We start from the raw sequence: 14,459 nt of genomic DNA on the forward strand, positions 1-14,459 counted from the left end.
GGCCTGGCGGCGCACACGGCGCTGGAGCAACTGTTTGCCGGTGAGGTGCCTGCCTTCATGCGAGAGGACGAGCTGGATCAGGCGGCATGAGCTAAATAGTTACAACGGCACTAGATTGTTGGGCTTGCCGTGCGGGTCTTCGCCGATGCGTCCGCTTTCGTGCGCGCCCACCCTTAAACCGCAGGGTGCCCACACCGATCAAGGTGTGGGGTGAATGCGGCGCGGGGCGTCAGCCCCGCTGATTTTGGATGTACTGGGTCACGAGTTCGAGCGGCGCTCCCCCGCACGATCCGACGAAGTACGACCGGCTCCAGAGTACTGGCTTGTCGTAGGCACCCCGTAAATCGTTGAACTCCGCCCGCATCCGGCGGGACGTTACTGCCTTCAAGGAGTTAACCAGTTTCGTGAGCTGCACCTTGGGGCTGTACTCGACCAGCAGATGTACGTGGTCACTTTCACCATTGCATTCCCGAAGCTCGGCCTCGAAGTCAGCGCAAACTTCGCCGGCAATCTTCCGGAAGGCTGCATGGTGAAGATCGCCGAGAACCTTCCGACGGTACTTCGTCACGAAGACGATGTGGACGTGGAGCAGATAGGCGCTGTGCCTTGCTTTGTTGATCTTATACATACTGAATGTTGACCTTTGCTTAATTCGCCCATTATAGTGGCGCATAAGATACCACACGCTGAGTTCAATCATGAAGGTCTTGAAAGCCTACCGATTCAAGCTGAATCCAACGCCAGAAGCCGAGACTTTGCTTTATCGGATGGCTGGCTGCGGTCGGGTGGTCTATAACAAGTCCCTCGAACTCATGCTCGACATCGCCCAGCGGCAGCTGGGTGCCGACGGTGACAGAAAGGCATTGTACAAGCAGCTCAACGACCTCGCGCCGCGCGAGCGTATCGAGCTGGCCAAGCACTTCCCCAGCTCAGCAGGCCTGAACAAGCTGGTCACTCAGTGGAAGAGGCAGGAAGGGCTCGCGTTCCTGAAAGAAGCCTACACGGACAATCTCCAACAGCGTCAGCGAGACCTTAGGGATAAGGCCGTCAAGGACTGGTGCTCGGGGAAGCGTGGCTTCCCGGTCTTCCGGGCCAAGCGGATCGCGCACCACTCAACCATGCGCTTCGTCAATTTCCCGAAGTACTGTGCCCTCGATCACCGCCGAATCAAGCTGCCGAATAAGCTGGGATGGCTAAAGATGCGTCAATCACGCGTCATCGAGGGCGAGCCGCGTAATGCGACCGTCTCGCTCGATGCGTGTGGCAACTGGCACGTAGCTGTCATGTGCTCAGTCGAAGTCGAACCAACCCGAGCGCCCGATCAAGGTGCCGTAGGTATCGACATGGGCATCGCCAAGAACATGACGCTGAGTGACGGCACCGCATTCGCTGGGGTACGTAGCTTCGCCGCCATGCAGGGGCGGCTGGCCACGGCACAGCGTAAGCTGAAGAACAAGAAGCGCGGCTCCGCCAACTGGAAGAAGCAGCGACGGAAGGTTTCGCGTATCCACCAGCGTATCGCCGACGTGCGTCGCGACTACCAGCACAAGGCTACAACGACGATCAGCAATAACCACGCCATGGTTGCCGTTGAAGACCTTCGAGTCGCCAACATGTCCAAGTCTGCGCGGGGAACGGTTGCCCAGCCGGGGCGTAACGTTCGGCAGAAAGCTGGCCTAAATCGGTCGATTCTCGACCAAGGCTGGTACGAAATTAGACGCCAGCTAGAGTACAAGATGTCATGGACTGGCGGCCTGTTCGTAGCAGTAGCGCCTCACTACACGAGCCAGACCTGCCCAGCTTGTTTATACAAGTCGGCGGACAACCGCAAGACGCAGGCCGCCTTCCTGTGCACACACTGTGGCTTCGCTGAAAACGCGGATGTCGTAGGGGCGATAAACGTGCTTCACCGGGGCCTCGACCTTCTCGGGCCCCGAACCAGTAAGACCTGATCAGGGCGGGACGACGCCCGTAGCGCCTGTGAAGTGAGCGGGGCAGCAAAACCGCCAGCAGCAGGAACCAGTCAACTGGGCGACCGGTTGCCACCCGAAAGGGAATCCCCTTCCTGAGACGCGGAAGCGCGAAGGGCGGGGAGGATGTCAACATCAGCTTGGAAGTACCGTACGGGTTGGTAGGCTGGCCGGTGGGCAGCCCCTCGTGGATGGGCATCGGATGGCCGTCGCCGTACACCGTGGCCGAGGAGCTGAATACCAGCCGGTACACTCCGGCGGCGGCCATAGCCTGGCACAGCGTCAAGGTGCCGGCCACGTTGGCTTCCTGATACTCCCCGCCCGCCGCGCACCGCGCTTTGGGCGAGGGTTCCTGGGTCACCCCGAGAACCTTCCTGCTTCAACACGCCTTCACTAGACGGTGATGGAACCTTCAACCTCGGCACCGCGTTGCGATGCGCGCTTTTATCACCGCCCGCATGGGGCAATGCTTTACGCGCTATTTGGTAAACCCACCTTTGGTAATCTCGTAATGTGAAAGCCATGATACTATGATACATGAAATGCAAAATAACTGGAATGCAAAATTTATTTGTAAGGATTAGATGTCTAATGAAGGTAGTTGTTATTTCAAGAGTGTCAGACGTTGATAGAAGAGCGAATATTTCTTCCCTCTTGGAAGGATGTCCGTACGAATGGCAGTTTTTGGATGCCTATGAAGCCAGCTCTATTCCCGAATGGTTCGAAGCGCTCTATGATGAAAAAAAGTCAAGGCGATATCGCTCATACGCTTTAATGCCAGGTGAGAAAGGCTGTTTCTCCTCTCACGTCGGTGCATGGCTAAAGTGTGCCGAAAGCGGTAAACCGATTGTTGTACTTGAAGATGACTGTGAGTTGCGTCCCGACTTTTTCATAAAAATAAAAAAGATAAAGGACTCAGCGTTTGACTATGTAAAGTTGGAAAAAAGAAGCGATGGTCATAAGCTGGATGATAACTTTATGCTTAACAAGAAGAACCGATCGGGAACCGTTGGTTATTATCTTTCTCCGGTAGGGGCCGTCAAATTTCTGGCTGCGCTTAAAGTTATCTACATGCCAATAGATCATTATATCGGCATGGTTTGGAAGCACGGTGTTGCGCCGGTCGGATTAATTGACAAGGCAATAACGCATAATGCTGATTTTGATACAAGCATTCAGTATGAAAGGAAGAAAGGTGAGGCGGTTGGGCAAAAAAATAAGTGGCTAAGAGCTTTACGCAAGCTGCGACGCTACGTTGATGATTTCAAATATAAAAAGTTTTTGAAAAACTATATGGCTTGCTCAGTGCGCCGGAGATAACGCTCAAAAACCTTAAGCGCGATCAGCCGTTCGTGCCGGGGCCGGAAGAACTCGGCAATATAGCGGTTGGCGTTGCGAATAATGGCCCGGGCCTTTTCGGGATGGGTCAGGTAGTAGTCAATTTGCGCTTCTAAGTCAGAGAAGTCGTCTTTGACTTCAACGTAGTGATAGCCCGGCACTAGCGCGCCTTCCATGAACCAGGTTTCAAAAATCGGTCGTTTCATGAAACACAGCGAGTTCGATGCCATGATCCACTTGAGGTTGGTGGCAACGTCGTTGCCCTCGATGCTGAAGATGAACTTGTGCTCCAGCTGCTGTTCGATGGGCATGAATGGCCGTTGGTAAGGGGCCGTTTCTGATTTGCTGTCGGTGGCGCCGATGTCGCAGCGCGGCGCGCCGTAGCACTGTTCAAGAAAGCGCCTGCGGTGGGGCTGGTGCGCAGCACCTCGCCATACCAGCGCGTCTTTTTTATCGGCGTAGCTCTGCGTGTCCTTCACGGTATAAAAGTGGCGCACGCTGTCGAGCTTGAGCAGCACCGAGTTGGCGTTATTGCCATGAATAGGCCGGCTTTTGACGAAGGTGGGCACCTCGGGCACGCAGGTCTTGTCGCCAAAGCGGTAGTGGTAGGCGGCCTTGGGCGAGAAGTATTTGGCGATGCGGTAAAAATCCAGGTGATAGGTGGATTTTTGCGCGCGGAGAGCGAAGGTACGGTTGCAGGTTGCGCCTTCGCCCAGCGGCGTCGAGGCATCCAGCCGGTTGTAATAGGCCACCCGCGCCATGATGGCCTCCTGCTCGGCGGCGGGCAGGGCGTCAAAGGCGGCGAGCAAGGCTCGGCGACGCCGCCGGAACAGGCCCCGCGGGGGCACAGCTCCCAGCAGACCGGCGGTATAAAACGTCAGCTTGTGCGCCTGGTAGGCGTGTTTTCCGCTCAACATGGGAACACCGGTTATGCAGCAGGGGATGGCGCCAGGGGGCGATAGAGAGCCAGATAGGCATCGGCCATGGCTTCGGGAGAATAGCGGATCAGCTGCGCGCCGGCGTTTTGCGCCAGCCTTTGGCGCAGCGCCGGGGCGCGCAGCCGGGTCAGCTGGCCGGCCAGAGTTTCGCCGTCGCCGGGGGGAAACAGCAGCCCGGTTTCGCCGTCGCGGACGATATCCGGTATGCCGCCGACCTCGCTTGCCACCACGGGAACGCCGGCGTGCATGGCGTCCAGCAGTACCGAGCCCAGCCCTTCATTGCGCGAAGGAAAGGCAAACACGTCCAGCGCTGCCAGGTAGTCGCCGACGTTGGGTCTGAATCCGGCCCAGACGATGTTATCCAGCCCGGTACTTTCTGCTTTTAGCGCGGCTTCGTCTTCTCCACGGCCGAAAAAAACGAACAGCATATCAGGGTGGGTGTGCTGTAGCCGGCGGGCGGCGTCGAGCAGTACGCGCTGGCCCTTGTGGCGATCCACCAGCGCGCCGGCGTGGCCGATCAGCAAGCATTCAGGGTAGCGCGCGCGAAAGGAGCGGGTGACGTCGAGATCCGGCGCCAGCGGGGTAAACGCGCTGGGGATCTGCTCGACCGGGTGCGGGGTAAGCGGCCGTACCTCGGCGGCAATCGCGCCGGAAAGCGCCACGCAGCGGTAGGCCTCGCGATAGAATATGCGATTGCTGCGCTTGGGCTTGACCGGCGTATCTACCCGCCGCGTGATCAGGTAGGGCGTGCGACACAGTCGGCGATGCAGCCAGGCCCAGTGCACGGCCTTGGCCTCATGGGCGTGCACCACGGTAGCGCGCCCGGCCCGGCGGTGGCCGGCCAGCTGATGGCGAGCGCTGACAAAGCGCACGCCGGGGGTCCGGGCAAGTGATGCGCGCAGCGGGGAATCCGGCCGGCATACCAGCGTTTGGCGTGCCACGTCGGCGCGGCCGGCAAGCGCCTGAATTAACAGTACGGTTTGCCGCTCGCCGCCGCGAAAACCGCGAGCCAGGTTGGCGTGAATGATGTGCAAGGCCGCCTCGCTGAAACATTTTGGGATCGAAAGCGGCTATAGTAGCATTCGCTTCCTATTTCGACAGGATGTTTGCCATGCTGGCCAAGCTCAGCGCTGTGATCATTACGCGTAACGCAGCAGCGACGCTTGCGCGCACGCTGGACGCGCTTGACGCCGTCGGTGAAGTGGTGGTTTACGATAACGGCTCCACCGACGACACCCTTGAGATCGCTCGGCGCTATGCCAACGTTTCACTCTACCAGGGCGAATTTCTAGGCTTTGGGCCTACCAAGCGCCGAGCGGTCTTGCTTGCGCGCAACGACTGGGTGTTCTCGCTGGACGCCGACGAGGCCCCGACGGCTTCGCTGCTTGATGCGCTGGCCGGCTGGCTGCCCGAAGCCGAGGTGCACCAGGTGGTAGAGGTGCGGCGGGAAAACTGGCTGCTGGGCCGGCCTGTGCGCCATGCCGGCTGGGGCAACGATTGGCTGGTGCGGGTGTTCAACCGCTGCCGGCACAGCTTTAACGAGGCCATGGTGCATGAGTCGGTGGCGGTATCTTCCGCCACCCGGGCGGTGCGTCTGGAAGGCTGTCTGACGCATCTGGCCGTCACCGAACTTGGCCAGTTTCTGGACAAGATCAACCGCTATTCCGGCATTCGTGCACGCTCGGACAGGCTGCGGGTTTACCCGGTGGTGGTGATCGTGCTGAAAGCGTTTTTTGCCTTTTGGCGCACCTACCTGCTGCAGCGGGGCTTTCTCGACGGCTGGCGCGGGCTGGTGATCGCCGTGGCCAACGCCAACGGCGTATTCTGGAAATACATGAAACGCCGCGTCCGCAATCTCTAACCGCGCTCTGGATACTTCACGCCCATGCCCCATGCTGCTTTACCGCTCTCAGCCTCTATCGCCGATACGTCGCGATGCTGGCTGACCGGCGCCGCCGTTTTTCTTTTCGCCGCGCTTACGCTGGTGCTGCCTTCGGGCTATTCGCTGGGCCCGGCCGTGCTGCTGCTGGCCAGCTGTACTCTGGCCGTGTGGCGCCCGGGCCTGCGGCTGCAGCGCGATGACCGCTGGCTGATGCTGGCGCTTTGCACTTATACCGCCGTGGTGATGGCCGGGGCGCTGTGGCACGACCAGAGCTTAAGCAGCGTGGACCGGCCGCTGCGCTTTTGGCTGGCCGTGCCGGTACTGCTGTGGGTAATGGCCTATCCGCCCCGGCTGGCCGCCGTCTGGACAGGGCTGGTGGCCGGTGCCGTGGGCGCGGCCGGGCTTGCGCTGTGGCAGCTCGATCAGGGAGCGGTCCGGGTAAACGGCTATTTGCATCCGATTCAGTTTGGCAATCTCAGCCTGCTGCTCGGTATTTTTTGCTTGGCGGGGCTGGGTTGGGCGTGGCAGCGTTCGCACCGCTGGGCCTGGCTGGCTCTTCTGGGGTTGGGAGCGGCGGGCGGTATTCTGGCTTCGCTTCTTTCTGGCAGCCGCGGGGGCTGGGTTGGCCTGCCGCTGGTCTTCTGGGTGCTGTACCGGGCCTATGGCCGCCGGGCGTCGGTCAAAGCGCTGGCGCTGGCGCTGGTCGTTATCGTGGCGGCCGCGGCGGCGGCCTATAGCCTGCCGCAAACCGGCGTCAAGCAGCGTATCGCCGAGGCGGTAAGCGACATTTCGCTGTACGTCAGCGGTGAGCGGGTGACGACCTCGGTTGGCTGGCGCTTTGAAATGTGGCAGGGCGCGGCGCATCTGGCGCTGGAAAAGCCGCTGACGGGCTGGGGCGAGGCGGGCTATCAGGCCGGCATGAAGCGTTTGGCGGACACAGGCGTCGTACACCCCGGCACGCAGCAGTTTGACCACGCCCACAACCAGTTCCTGGATACCCTGGCCAAGCAGGGGGTGCTGGGGCTGGCTGCGCTGCTGGTGCTGTTGCTGCTGCCCTTGCGCCTGTTTGCCGGCTATCTGCGTGATCCTGATCTGACCGTGCGTGCGCTCGCCACGGCCGGGGCCCTGCTGTGCGTGGCCCATGTGGATTTCAGCCTGACTCAGGCCGGTTTTAACCATAACAGCGGTGTAATGGTGTACGCGTTCTGGCTGGTGATCTGGTGGGGGACGTTGCAAAGCTATTGCCGCTGCCGGCCGGTTACCCCGGCGGCGTCGGGCGGGAGGGCCGAGCGATGAAAATCGCCCTTGTTCATATGCGCCACGCCGCCTCGGGCGGTACCGAGCGCTTTCTCAACGCGCTGTCGCGCTATCTGGCCGAGCGCAGCGAGGACGTGACGATTATCTGCCGCTCCCATGTAGCGCCGTCGCACCCGGCCATCCGCTTTGTCCGCCTGCGTCCTTTAAGCGTTGGCAAAGCCCAGCGCATGTGGCGCTTTGCCCGGGCCGTCGAGCGCCACATCCGCGCGGCGGACTATGATCTGGTGTACGGGCTGGGCAAGACCTGGACCCATGACCTGCTGCGCATCGGCGGGGGCACCGTGCATCATCATCTGGCCGCAAAGCCGCAGAGTCAGCAGCGGCGCAAGGACAGGATCGCCGCGCGCATCGAGGCCAAAGCCATGGCGCCGGGCGCGTACTACCACGTGGTTTCCAACTCCCGGCAGAGCGACCGCGAAATCGCCGAGGCCTACGGCGTGCCGGCCGAGCGGCGCTCGGTTATCCACAACTTCGTCGATACCCGCCGCTTCGACCCCGCGCGCCTGGGCGATGAACCTCATGAGCTGGCCCGTGAGCTGGGGCTCGAGTCGGCAAAAGCGCCGACGTTTCTGTTTCTCGGCACCGGCTACGAGCGCAAGGGGCTTGCCGCCGCGCTCAAGGCGTTCGCCTTGCTGGAGAGTGATGCCACGCTGCTGATTGTCGGTCGGGACTCCCGCCAGGCCGAATACGAGGCGCTCGCGCGGCAGCTGGGCGTGGCCGAGCGCTGCCGCTTTCTCGGTGAGCAGTCCGCCCCCGAGCGCTATTTTGCGCTGGCCGACTGCTATTTGCTGCCGGCCCGCTACGAGCCGTTCGGTTTTACCGTGCTGGAGGCGCTGGCCTGCGGTACCCCGGTGATTACCACCCGCCACTGCGGCGCCCAGGAAGTGGTAACCCCCGAGGTGGCCACGGTGCTCGAACGCGCCGACGACGCCCGGGCGCTGGCGGACGCGATGACGTACTGGGCGGCCCGCCGGCACGCGCCCGGACTTGGGCAGCGCTGCCGAGCGCTGGCGCTGTCGCTGGATATCGACGCCGTTATGGCAGAAAACTACCGGTGCATTCTGGACGTATACCGGCAAAAGCAGGCGCACCCATGCCAGACCTGAGCCGGTGGAAAATCGTTGGCCGAGGCGACGAGCGCATCTGCTATCAGCATCCGGACGACCCGGCGCGCTGTATCAAGCTCAGTCGGCGCGAGAAGGCCAAGCAGACCCGCCGCGAACGGCGCTACTTTCGCCGGCTGAAACGCCGGGGCGTGCCGTTCACGCTGATCCCCGAGTTCTTCGGCGCGGTGGAGAAAGCCGGCATGATCGGCATCGAGCAGCAGCTGGTGCTCGATGAGCGAGGCGCGCTGCCCCCTGACGTCAGGAAATACGCCGCCCAGCCGCTGACGCCGGGCCAGATTGCGCGTTTCCGGGACGGGCTTGAAGCACTCAAGGCCTACCTGCTGGCCTATAACGTCGTCCCCTGCGACCTGGTGATGAGCAACCTGCTGGTCATCGAGCAAGAAGACGCCACCACGGTTATGCTCATTGACGGGCTGGGCGCCTCGGAGGCGATTCCGCTGGCGGAATACATTCCCTGGCTGGGGCGGCGCAAAATACGGCGCAAGTGGGCCCGGTTCATGGCCAAAACGGTGATGCCGTATGTGACAACCATGCAGGACCGTCAGCCCTCATAGCCTGCGTTGATATGCTGAATGGCGCGGGTCGCGGCGTCGGGCGCGGCAAATTTGCCCAGCGAGCGCTCCAGCCGCGAAAGGTTGCCCTGGCGCCATTTACCCGGCGCGCGCAGCCGGCAGCGATCAAGATCGATCAGCCAGGGGGTGTCGTCGGCGTCGACGAGGATGTTGCGGGCGTTGAGGTCCACGTGATCGAGCCCGGCATTGTGAAAGCGGCGGATCATTGCGCCGACGCGGGTCAGCACGCGCGCCAGCCGCTCGGGGGCGATGGCCGATGTATCCAGCAGCGAGGCAAGCGCGGTGGCGCCGGGCAGGCGCCGGGTGATCAGCGCGGCCTCGTAGGCCAGCCCGTGGCGGGTGACGCAGGCGGCCACCGGGCGGGGCACCGGCAGGCCCTGGGTGTACAGCCGGGCGGTCAGGCGCATTTCGCGAAAGGCGCGGGTGCGTTCGGCACCGGTCCACAGGTAGCGGGCCTCGCTCACCCGGGCGGCCATCCCGCCGCGCCGGTAGGGGCGCAGCACCCACTGCTCGGCGGCGTCCGCCACCGGACGAATGAACAGGCTGCTGCCGCGCCCCGGGGCCTCGCCGGTGACGCACCCGCGCCGGCGCCAGACCTCCGGCGAGAAGTCGTCCGGCGTGAACGGCGCGGGGCGATCGGCGCGCGATTTTTGGCGCAATCCCTGCGCCTCACATAGAATGTCGGCATCGTGTAGTATCAGACTCTTTTTCTGCCGGAGTGCCGCTAAGCGCATGAAGTCCCCTCTGCCTGCCAATCCCCGCCATATTGCCGTGCTGCGCCTTTCCGCGCTGGGCGACGCCTGCAACCTTGTGCCGACGATCCGCGCGCTGCAGCGCCGTTTCCCCGAGGCGCGCATTACCTGGATCATCGGCAAGGGCGAGCATAGCTTACTGGCGGGGCTTTCCGGCGTCGAGTTCGTGGTCTACGACAAGGCCAGCGGCCTTGCCGGCATGCGCGAACTGTGGCGCAGCCTGGCCGATACCCGCTTTGACGTGCTGCTGCACATGCAGCAGGCCCTGCGCGCCAGCGTGCTGTCGCTGGGGCTCAAGGCCGATGCCCGGCTGGGCTATGACAAGGCTCGGGCCAAGGACTTTCAGCACTGGTTTACCGGCCACCGGCTGGCCCCCCACCCCAACGCTCACGTGCTGGATTCGTTCATGGACTTTGCCCGGGCGCTGGGGGTGGAAGACGACCGGCCCGAGTGGCACCTGCCGGTGCCGGCCCAGGCCTATGACGAGGCCCGCCTGCTCAGCGGCGAGGCGCCGTATCTGGTCATCAATGCCTGCAGCAACGCGCGGCTGCGCAACTTTCGCAACTGGTCGGTCGCCGGGTATGCCAGCGTGATCGAGCATGCCTGGGTGCAGCACGGCCTGAAAAGCGTGCTCACCGGCGGGGCAACCCCTCTGGAGCAGGAAACCGCCGGGCAGATCGCCGCGCTGTGCCAGCCGGGCAGCGTCGTCAACGCCGTAGGGGCGACCTCGCTCAAGGGCCTGCTGGCGCTGATCGACAAGGCGCGCGTGGCCATCGCCCCGGACACCGGGCCGGTGCACATGGCCAACGCCCTGAGCACGCCCACATTGGGGCTCTACGCGACGACCAATCCGGATCGCGCAGCACCCTACCTGTGGCGCGAATTTGTCGTCAACGCCTATCCCCGTGCGGTGCGCGCCTACCTGAACAAGTCCGTCAAGGACGTGCCCTGGGGCCAGCGCGTGCGCCACGCCGAGGCCATGACCCTGATCGAGACCGACGAAGTCATTGCCCAGCTGGATGCCTTGCTGGACGCCACCGCCCACCAAGGAGCGCGCCATGAACATTGATCTTTCCGCGCTGGAACACGCCCGCGTGCTGGTGGCCGGCGACGTGATGCTCGACCGCTACTGGCACGGCGCCACCTCGCGGATTTCCCCCGAGGCGCCGGTGCCGGTGGTACGGGTGGAAGACGCCGACGACCGCCCGGGTGGCGCGGCCAACGTCGCGCTCAATATTGCCGCGCTGGGGGCAAAGGCGGCGCTGGCCGGCGTGGTGGGCGACGACGACAACGCCGGGCTGCTGGCCGGGCTGCTGGCAGCGGTTGATGTGAGCGCCCGCTTTCAGCACAGCGCCGATGTGCCGACGATGACCAAGCTTAGAGTGATGAGCCGCAACCAGCAGCTTTTGCGCCTGGACTTTGAGCAGCGCCTGGATAATGTCGACACCGCGGAGCTTGCGGCCCACGTCGACGCCGCGCTGGCCGAGCACGACGTGCTGATTCTCTCCGACTACGGCAAGGGCACGCTCAACCGCGTCGAGGCGTTGATTGCGACCGCCCGCCGGGCGGGCAAACGCGTGCTGGTCGACCCCAAGGGCACCGATTTCCGCAAGTACCGCGGCGCCAGCCTGATCACCCCCAACCTGGGCGAATTTGAAGCCATTGTCGGCCGCTGCGACAGCGACGCCGAGCTGGCCGCGCGGGGCGAAGCCCTGCGCGCTGAGCTGGAGCTGGAAGCGCTGCTGATTACCCGCAGCGAAAAAGGCATGACGCTGATCCGCGAAGGCGAGCCGCCGCTGCACCTGCCCACCCGGGCGCGAGAGGTATTCGACGTGACCGGCGCCGGCGATACCGTCATCGCCATGATGGGGCTGGCGCTGGCCGCCGGGCACGGCTTTGCCGAGGCGATAACGCTGGCCAACCTGGCCGCCGGGCTGGTGGTGGCCAAGCCCGGCACCGCGACGCTGTCGCTTGGCGAGCTGTATACCGCGCTGCACGGCGACGCCCTGGGCGAATTCGGCGTGGTGGAGCAGACGCCGCTGGTCAACGCCGTGCGCGCCGCTCAGGCCCGGGGCGAGCGCGTGGTGATGACCAACGGCTGCTTTGATATTCTCCACGCCGGCCACGTGGCCTATCTGGAACAGGCGCGCAGGCTCGGCGAGCGGCTGGTGGTGGCGGTCAACGACGACGCCTCCATTGCCCGGCTGAAAGGCGACGGCCGCCCGATCAACCCGCTCCAGCGGCGCATGCAGGTGCTGGCCGGGCTGGGCGCGGTGGACTGGGTGGTGCCGTTTGGCGAGGACACCCCGCAATCGCTGATCGAAGCGGTGCTGCCTGACGTGCTGGTCAAGGGCGGCGACTACCGTCCGGAAGACATCGCCGGCGGTGAGGCCGTACGCGCCCACGGCGGCGAGGTGAAAGTGCTGGGCTTTGAAGACGGCGTTTCCACCTCGGCGATGATCAATACCATTCTCGACCGCGGGCGCTAGATGGCACGCCGGCCGCGCTGCATTTCTCCCCGCCTTGTCTACTCGGCCGCGCTGTACGCGCTGGCGCCGCTGATTATCCAGCGTGTGCGGCGTGAGCAGCTGCCCGCTTATCCGCGTCGCCAGCGGCTGGGTCTGGGGCTGAACCTGTCGGACGCTCAGGGCCTTCCCACGCTGTGGCTGCACTGCGCCTCCGTGGGCGAGGTGCGCGCCGCCCGCCCGCTGATCGAGGCGCTGCTGGCGCGCTATGCCGGCCACCGGCTGCTGGTGACCACCATGACCGCCACCGGCGCCGAGCAGGTGTCAGCGCTCGCCGGCCGGCTGGATGCGTCGGCCGCGGCGCGGCTGGCGCACCGCTTTGTGCCGCTGGACTGGCCGGGCAGCGCGCGGCGCTTTGTCGCCCGGGTGCGCCCGGCGCTGGCGGTAATGTTCGAAACCGAGCTGTGGCCCAACCTGCTAAACGCCTGCCGCCGCGCCGGCGTGCCGGTGGCGGTGGTCAACGGCCGGCTCTCGCCCCGGGCCTTTGCCCGCTACCGGCGTGTTCGCCCGCTGATGCGCCAGGCACTGGCCCATGTCAGCTGGCTGGCAGCCAAGTCTGCCGCCGACGCCGAGCGCTTTGCCAAACTCGGCATGGCGGCCGAACGCACCGACGTTGTCGGTTCGCTCAAGTTCGAGGTGTTTCCGGATGCCGCAGCGCAGGCGGTGGGTGAGCGCTTGCGCGCCGCCGTTGGCAAGCGCCCGGTATGGGTGGCCGGCTCCACCCGAGACGGCGAAGAAGCCGCACTGCTTGATGCCCACGCCGCGCTGCGCAAGCGCTATCCCGAAGCGCTGTTGGTACTGGTACCGCGCCATCCGCAGCGCTTTGACGCCGTGGCCGACGAATGCCGCGCCGCCGGCTTTGCGCTGGCCCGGCGCAGCCGGGATGAGCGGGTAACGCAAGAGACGGCGGTGTATCTGGGCGATACCCTGGGCGAGCTCGGCGCGCTCTACGCCGCCGGCGACGTGGCCTTTGTCGGCGGCAGTTTGGTGCCGCTGGGCGGGCAGAACGTGGTGGAGCCGGCAAGCCTGGGGCGGCCGGTGCTCACCGGGCCTTCGCTGGAAAACTTCGAGGACGTGGCCGAGCCGCTGAAAGCCGCCGGTGCCCTTGAGCCGGTGGCGGATGCCAGGGCGCTGGCCCAGGCGCTGATCGGCGCGTTTGACGATCCGGCCCGGGCTCGCAAGCGCGGCCGGGCCGGCCGAGCCGTGGTGGCCGAGCAGCGCGGGGCGCTGGAGCGCACGCTTGCCGGGCTGGGCCGGCTTGTTGCGCCGGACGATCGTTTTGCCTAGCGCCGTGTGGTGCGCGCTACGCCGTCTTCTTTACCCAGCAGCAGCACGTCGGCGCCGCGGGCGGCAAAGAGCCCGTTGGTGACCACGCCGGCAATGGCGTTGAGCCGGGCTTCCATCTCGATCGGGTCGTCGATTGTGAAGTCGTAGCAGTCGATGATCTGGTTGCCGTTGTCGGTGATCACGCCCTGGCGGTAGACCGGCTCAGCGCCCAGCTTGACCAGTTCCCGGCCGACATGGGAGCGCGCCATGGGAATCACCTCCACCGGCAGCGGGAACTGCCCGAGCCTTTTGACCTGCTTGGAGCCGTCGGCGATGCAGATAAAGCGCTCGGCGCAGGCAGCGACGATTTTTTCCCGGGTGAGGGCGGCGCCGCCGCCTTTGATCATCTGCAGCGCAGCGTTCACTTCGTCGGCGCCGTCAACGTAGAAGGGCAAAATGCCGGCGCTGTTGAGCGTCAGCACTTCAATGCCGAGGGCCTTTAGCCGCTCGGCGCTGGCGTCCGAGCTTGCCACCGCGCCCCGGAAGCGATCGCGCAGCGGCGAAAGCCGGTCGATGAATAGGTTGGCGGTGGAGCCAGTGCCGATGCCGAGCACGGTGTTTTTATCCAGCCAGGGGGAAATTTCCTGAACGGCGGCGTCGGCCACGGCGGCCTTGAGTGCGTCCTGGGTCATGTCAAGCTCCGGGTTGAGGGGTCATCATGGGGCGTGCGGCGCACAGTATAGCGCCATGCCGCCGCGCTGCCGACACGCCG

At 64.3% G+C, this 14,459-nt stretch carries 14 protein-coding genes and 1 pseudogene; 9 read left to right on the top strand and 6 right to left on the bottom strand.

Annotated features, from left to right (window positions below; all coding sequences use genetic code 11):
* Nucleotides 1-229 precede the first annotated feature (229 nt).
* On the bottom strand, nucleotides 230-628 hold the full coding sequence (tnpA, locus tag ABD654_RS07090; protein WP_344703678.1) for an IS200/IS605 family transposase: 399 nt from the start codon (nucleotides 626-628) through the stop codon (nucleotides 230-232).
* Nucleotides 629-698: 70 nt separating this feature from the next.
* Between tnpA and ABD654_RS07095 the strand changes: the two genes are divergently transcribed.
* A complete protein-coding gene (locus tag ABD654_RS07095; protein WP_344703680.1) occupies nucleotides 699-1,952 on the top strand; it encodes an RNA-guided endonuclease InsQ/TnpB family protein in 1,254 nt (417 codons plus the stop codon).
* Between the two features lie 157 nt (nucleotides 1,953-2,109).
* Here the strand turns inward: ABD654_RS07095 and ABD654_RS07100 are convergent.
* Nucleotides 2,110-2,331 (bottom strand): annotated as a pseudogene (locus ABD654_RS07100) (NAD-dependent epimerase/dehydratase family protein); the annotation flags it as partial.
* Between the two features lie 230 nt (nucleotides 2,332-2,561).
* Between ABD654_RS07100 and ABD654_RS07105 the strand changes: the two are divergent.
* Nucleotides 2,562-3,290, top strand: coding sequence for a glycosyltransferase family 25 protein (locus ABD654_RS07105; protein WP_344703682.1), 729 nt, complete (start codon nucleotides 2,562-2,564; stop codon nucleotides 3,288-3,290).
* Here ABD654_RS07105 and ABD654_RS07110 read toward each other — a convergent pair.
* Nucleotides 3,260-4,225, bottom strand: coding sequence for a glycosyl transferase family 90 (locus ABD654_RS07110; RefSeq protein WP_344703684.1), 966 nt, complete (start codon nucleotides 4,223-4,225; stop codon nucleotides 3,260-3,262). The genes ABD654_RS07105 and ABD654_RS07110 overlap by 31 nt on opposite strands.
* Before the next feature lie 11 nt (nucleotides 4,226-4,236).
* Nucleotides 4,237-5,280 (bottom strand): glycosyltransferase family 4 protein, encoded by a 1,044-nt coding sequence (locus ABD654_RS07115; protein WP_344703686.1) that lies wholly within the window; start codon nucleotides 5,278-5,280, stop codon nucleotides 4,237-4,239.
* Between the two features lie 77 nt (nucleotides 5,281-5,357).
* On the opposite strand from ABD654_RS07115, the gene ABD654_RS07120 reads away from it, so the two are divergent.
* Genes ABD654_RS07120 through ABD654_RS07135 form a run of 4 tightly spaced genes read left to right on the top strand, consistent with a single transcriptional unit; the run spans nucleotide 5,358 to nucleotide 9,126 of the window.
* Nucleotides 5,358-6,107 carry a glycosyltransferase family 2 protein gene (locus ABD654_RS07120; RefSeq protein WP_344703688.1) on the top strand — a complete coding sequence of 250 codons (750 nt, stop codon included), beginning with the start codon at nucleotides 5,358-5,360 and terminating at the stop codon, nucleotides 6,105-6,107.
* A gap of 24 nt (nucleotides 6,108-6,131) precedes the next feature.
* On the top strand, nucleotides 6,132-7,424 hold the full coding sequence (locus tag ABD654_RS07125; protein ID WP_344703690.1) for an O-antigen ligase family protein: 1,293 nt from the start codon (nucleotides 6,132-6,134) through the stop codon (nucleotides 7,422-7,424).
* Nucleotides 7,421-8,551 (top strand): glycosyltransferase, encoded by a 1,131-nt coding sequence (locus ABD654_RS07130; RefSeq protein ID WP_344703692.1) that lies wholly within the window; start codon nucleotides 7,421-7,423, stop codon nucleotides 8,549-8,551. The genes ABD654_RS07125 and ABD654_RS07130 overlap by 4 nt, the downstream gene beginning before the upstream one ends.
* Entirely contained in the window at nucleotides 8,539-9,126 is a 588-nt protein-coding gene (locus ABD654_RS07135) for a YrbL family protein (protein WP_344703695.1), read from the top strand. Before ABD654_RS07130 ends, ABD654_RS07135 begins: the two co-directional genes overlap by 13 nt.
* Here the strand turns inward: ABD654_RS07135 and ABD654_RS07140 are convergent.
* Nucleotides 9,114-9,878 carry a 3-deoxy-D-manno-octulosonic acid kinase gene (locus ABD654_RS07140; RefSeq protein WP_344703697.1) on the bottom strand — a complete coding sequence of 255 codons (765 nt, stop codon included), beginning with the start codon at nucleotides 9,876-9,878 and terminating at the stop codon, nucleotides 9,114-9,116. The two genes, ABD654_RS07135 and ABD654_RS07140, sit on opposite strands and share 13 nt — an antisense overlap.
* Between ABD654_RS07140 and ABD654_RS07145 the strand changes: the two genes are divergently transcribed.
* The 3 genes from ABD654_RS07145 to waaA are packed head-to-tail and all read left to right on the top strand — an operon-like array spanning nucleotide 9,877 to nucleotide 13,708.
* Nucleotides 9,877-10,965, top strand: a complete 1,089-nt coding sequence (locus ABD654_RS07145; RefSeq protein WP_344703699.1) for a glycosyltransferase family 9 protein — start codon at nucleotides 9,877-9,879, stop codon at nucleotides 10,963-10,965. The two genes, ABD654_RS07140 and ABD654_RS07145, sit on opposite strands and share 2 nt — an antisense overlap.
* On the top strand, nucleotides 10,955-12,385 hold the full coding sequence (hldE, locus tag ABD654_RS07150; RefSeq protein ID WP_344703701.1) for a bifunctional D-glycero-beta-D-manno-heptose-7-phosphate kinase/D-glycero-beta-D-manno-heptose 1-phosphate adenylyltransferase HldE: 1,431 nt from the start codon (nucleotides 10,955-10,957) through the stop codon (nucleotides 12,383-12,385). Before ABD654_RS07145 ends, hldE begins: the two co-directional genes overlap by 11 nt.
* Complete coding sequence (gene waaA, locus ABD654_RS07155; RefSeq protein ID WP_344703703.1) at nucleotides 12,386-13,708, top strand: lipid IV(A) 3-deoxy-D-manno-octulosonic acid transferase; 1,323 nt, start codon at nucleotides 12,386-12,388, stop codon at nucleotides 13,706-13,708.
* On the opposite strand, the gene rpiA is transcribed toward waaA, so the two are convergent.
* The gene (gene rpiA / locus ABD654_RS07160) at nucleotides 13,705-14,379 is read right to left on the bottom strand and encodes a ribose-5-phosphate isomerase RpiA (protein WP_344703705.1); all 675 of its coding nucleotides are present in this window, start codon (nucleotides 14,377-14,379) and stop codon (nucleotides 13,705-13,707) included. The genes waaA and rpiA overlap by 4 nt on opposite strands.
* Nucleotides 14,380-14,459 lie beyond the last annotated feature (80 nt).

Origin of the sequence: Halomonas cibimaris, from assembly GCF_039537045.1 — a bacterium.
In the GTDB taxonomy this organism is placed as follows: domain Bacteria; phylum Pseudomonadota; class Gammaproteobacteria; order Pseudomonadales; family Halomonadaceae; genus Vreelandella; species Vreelandella cibimaris.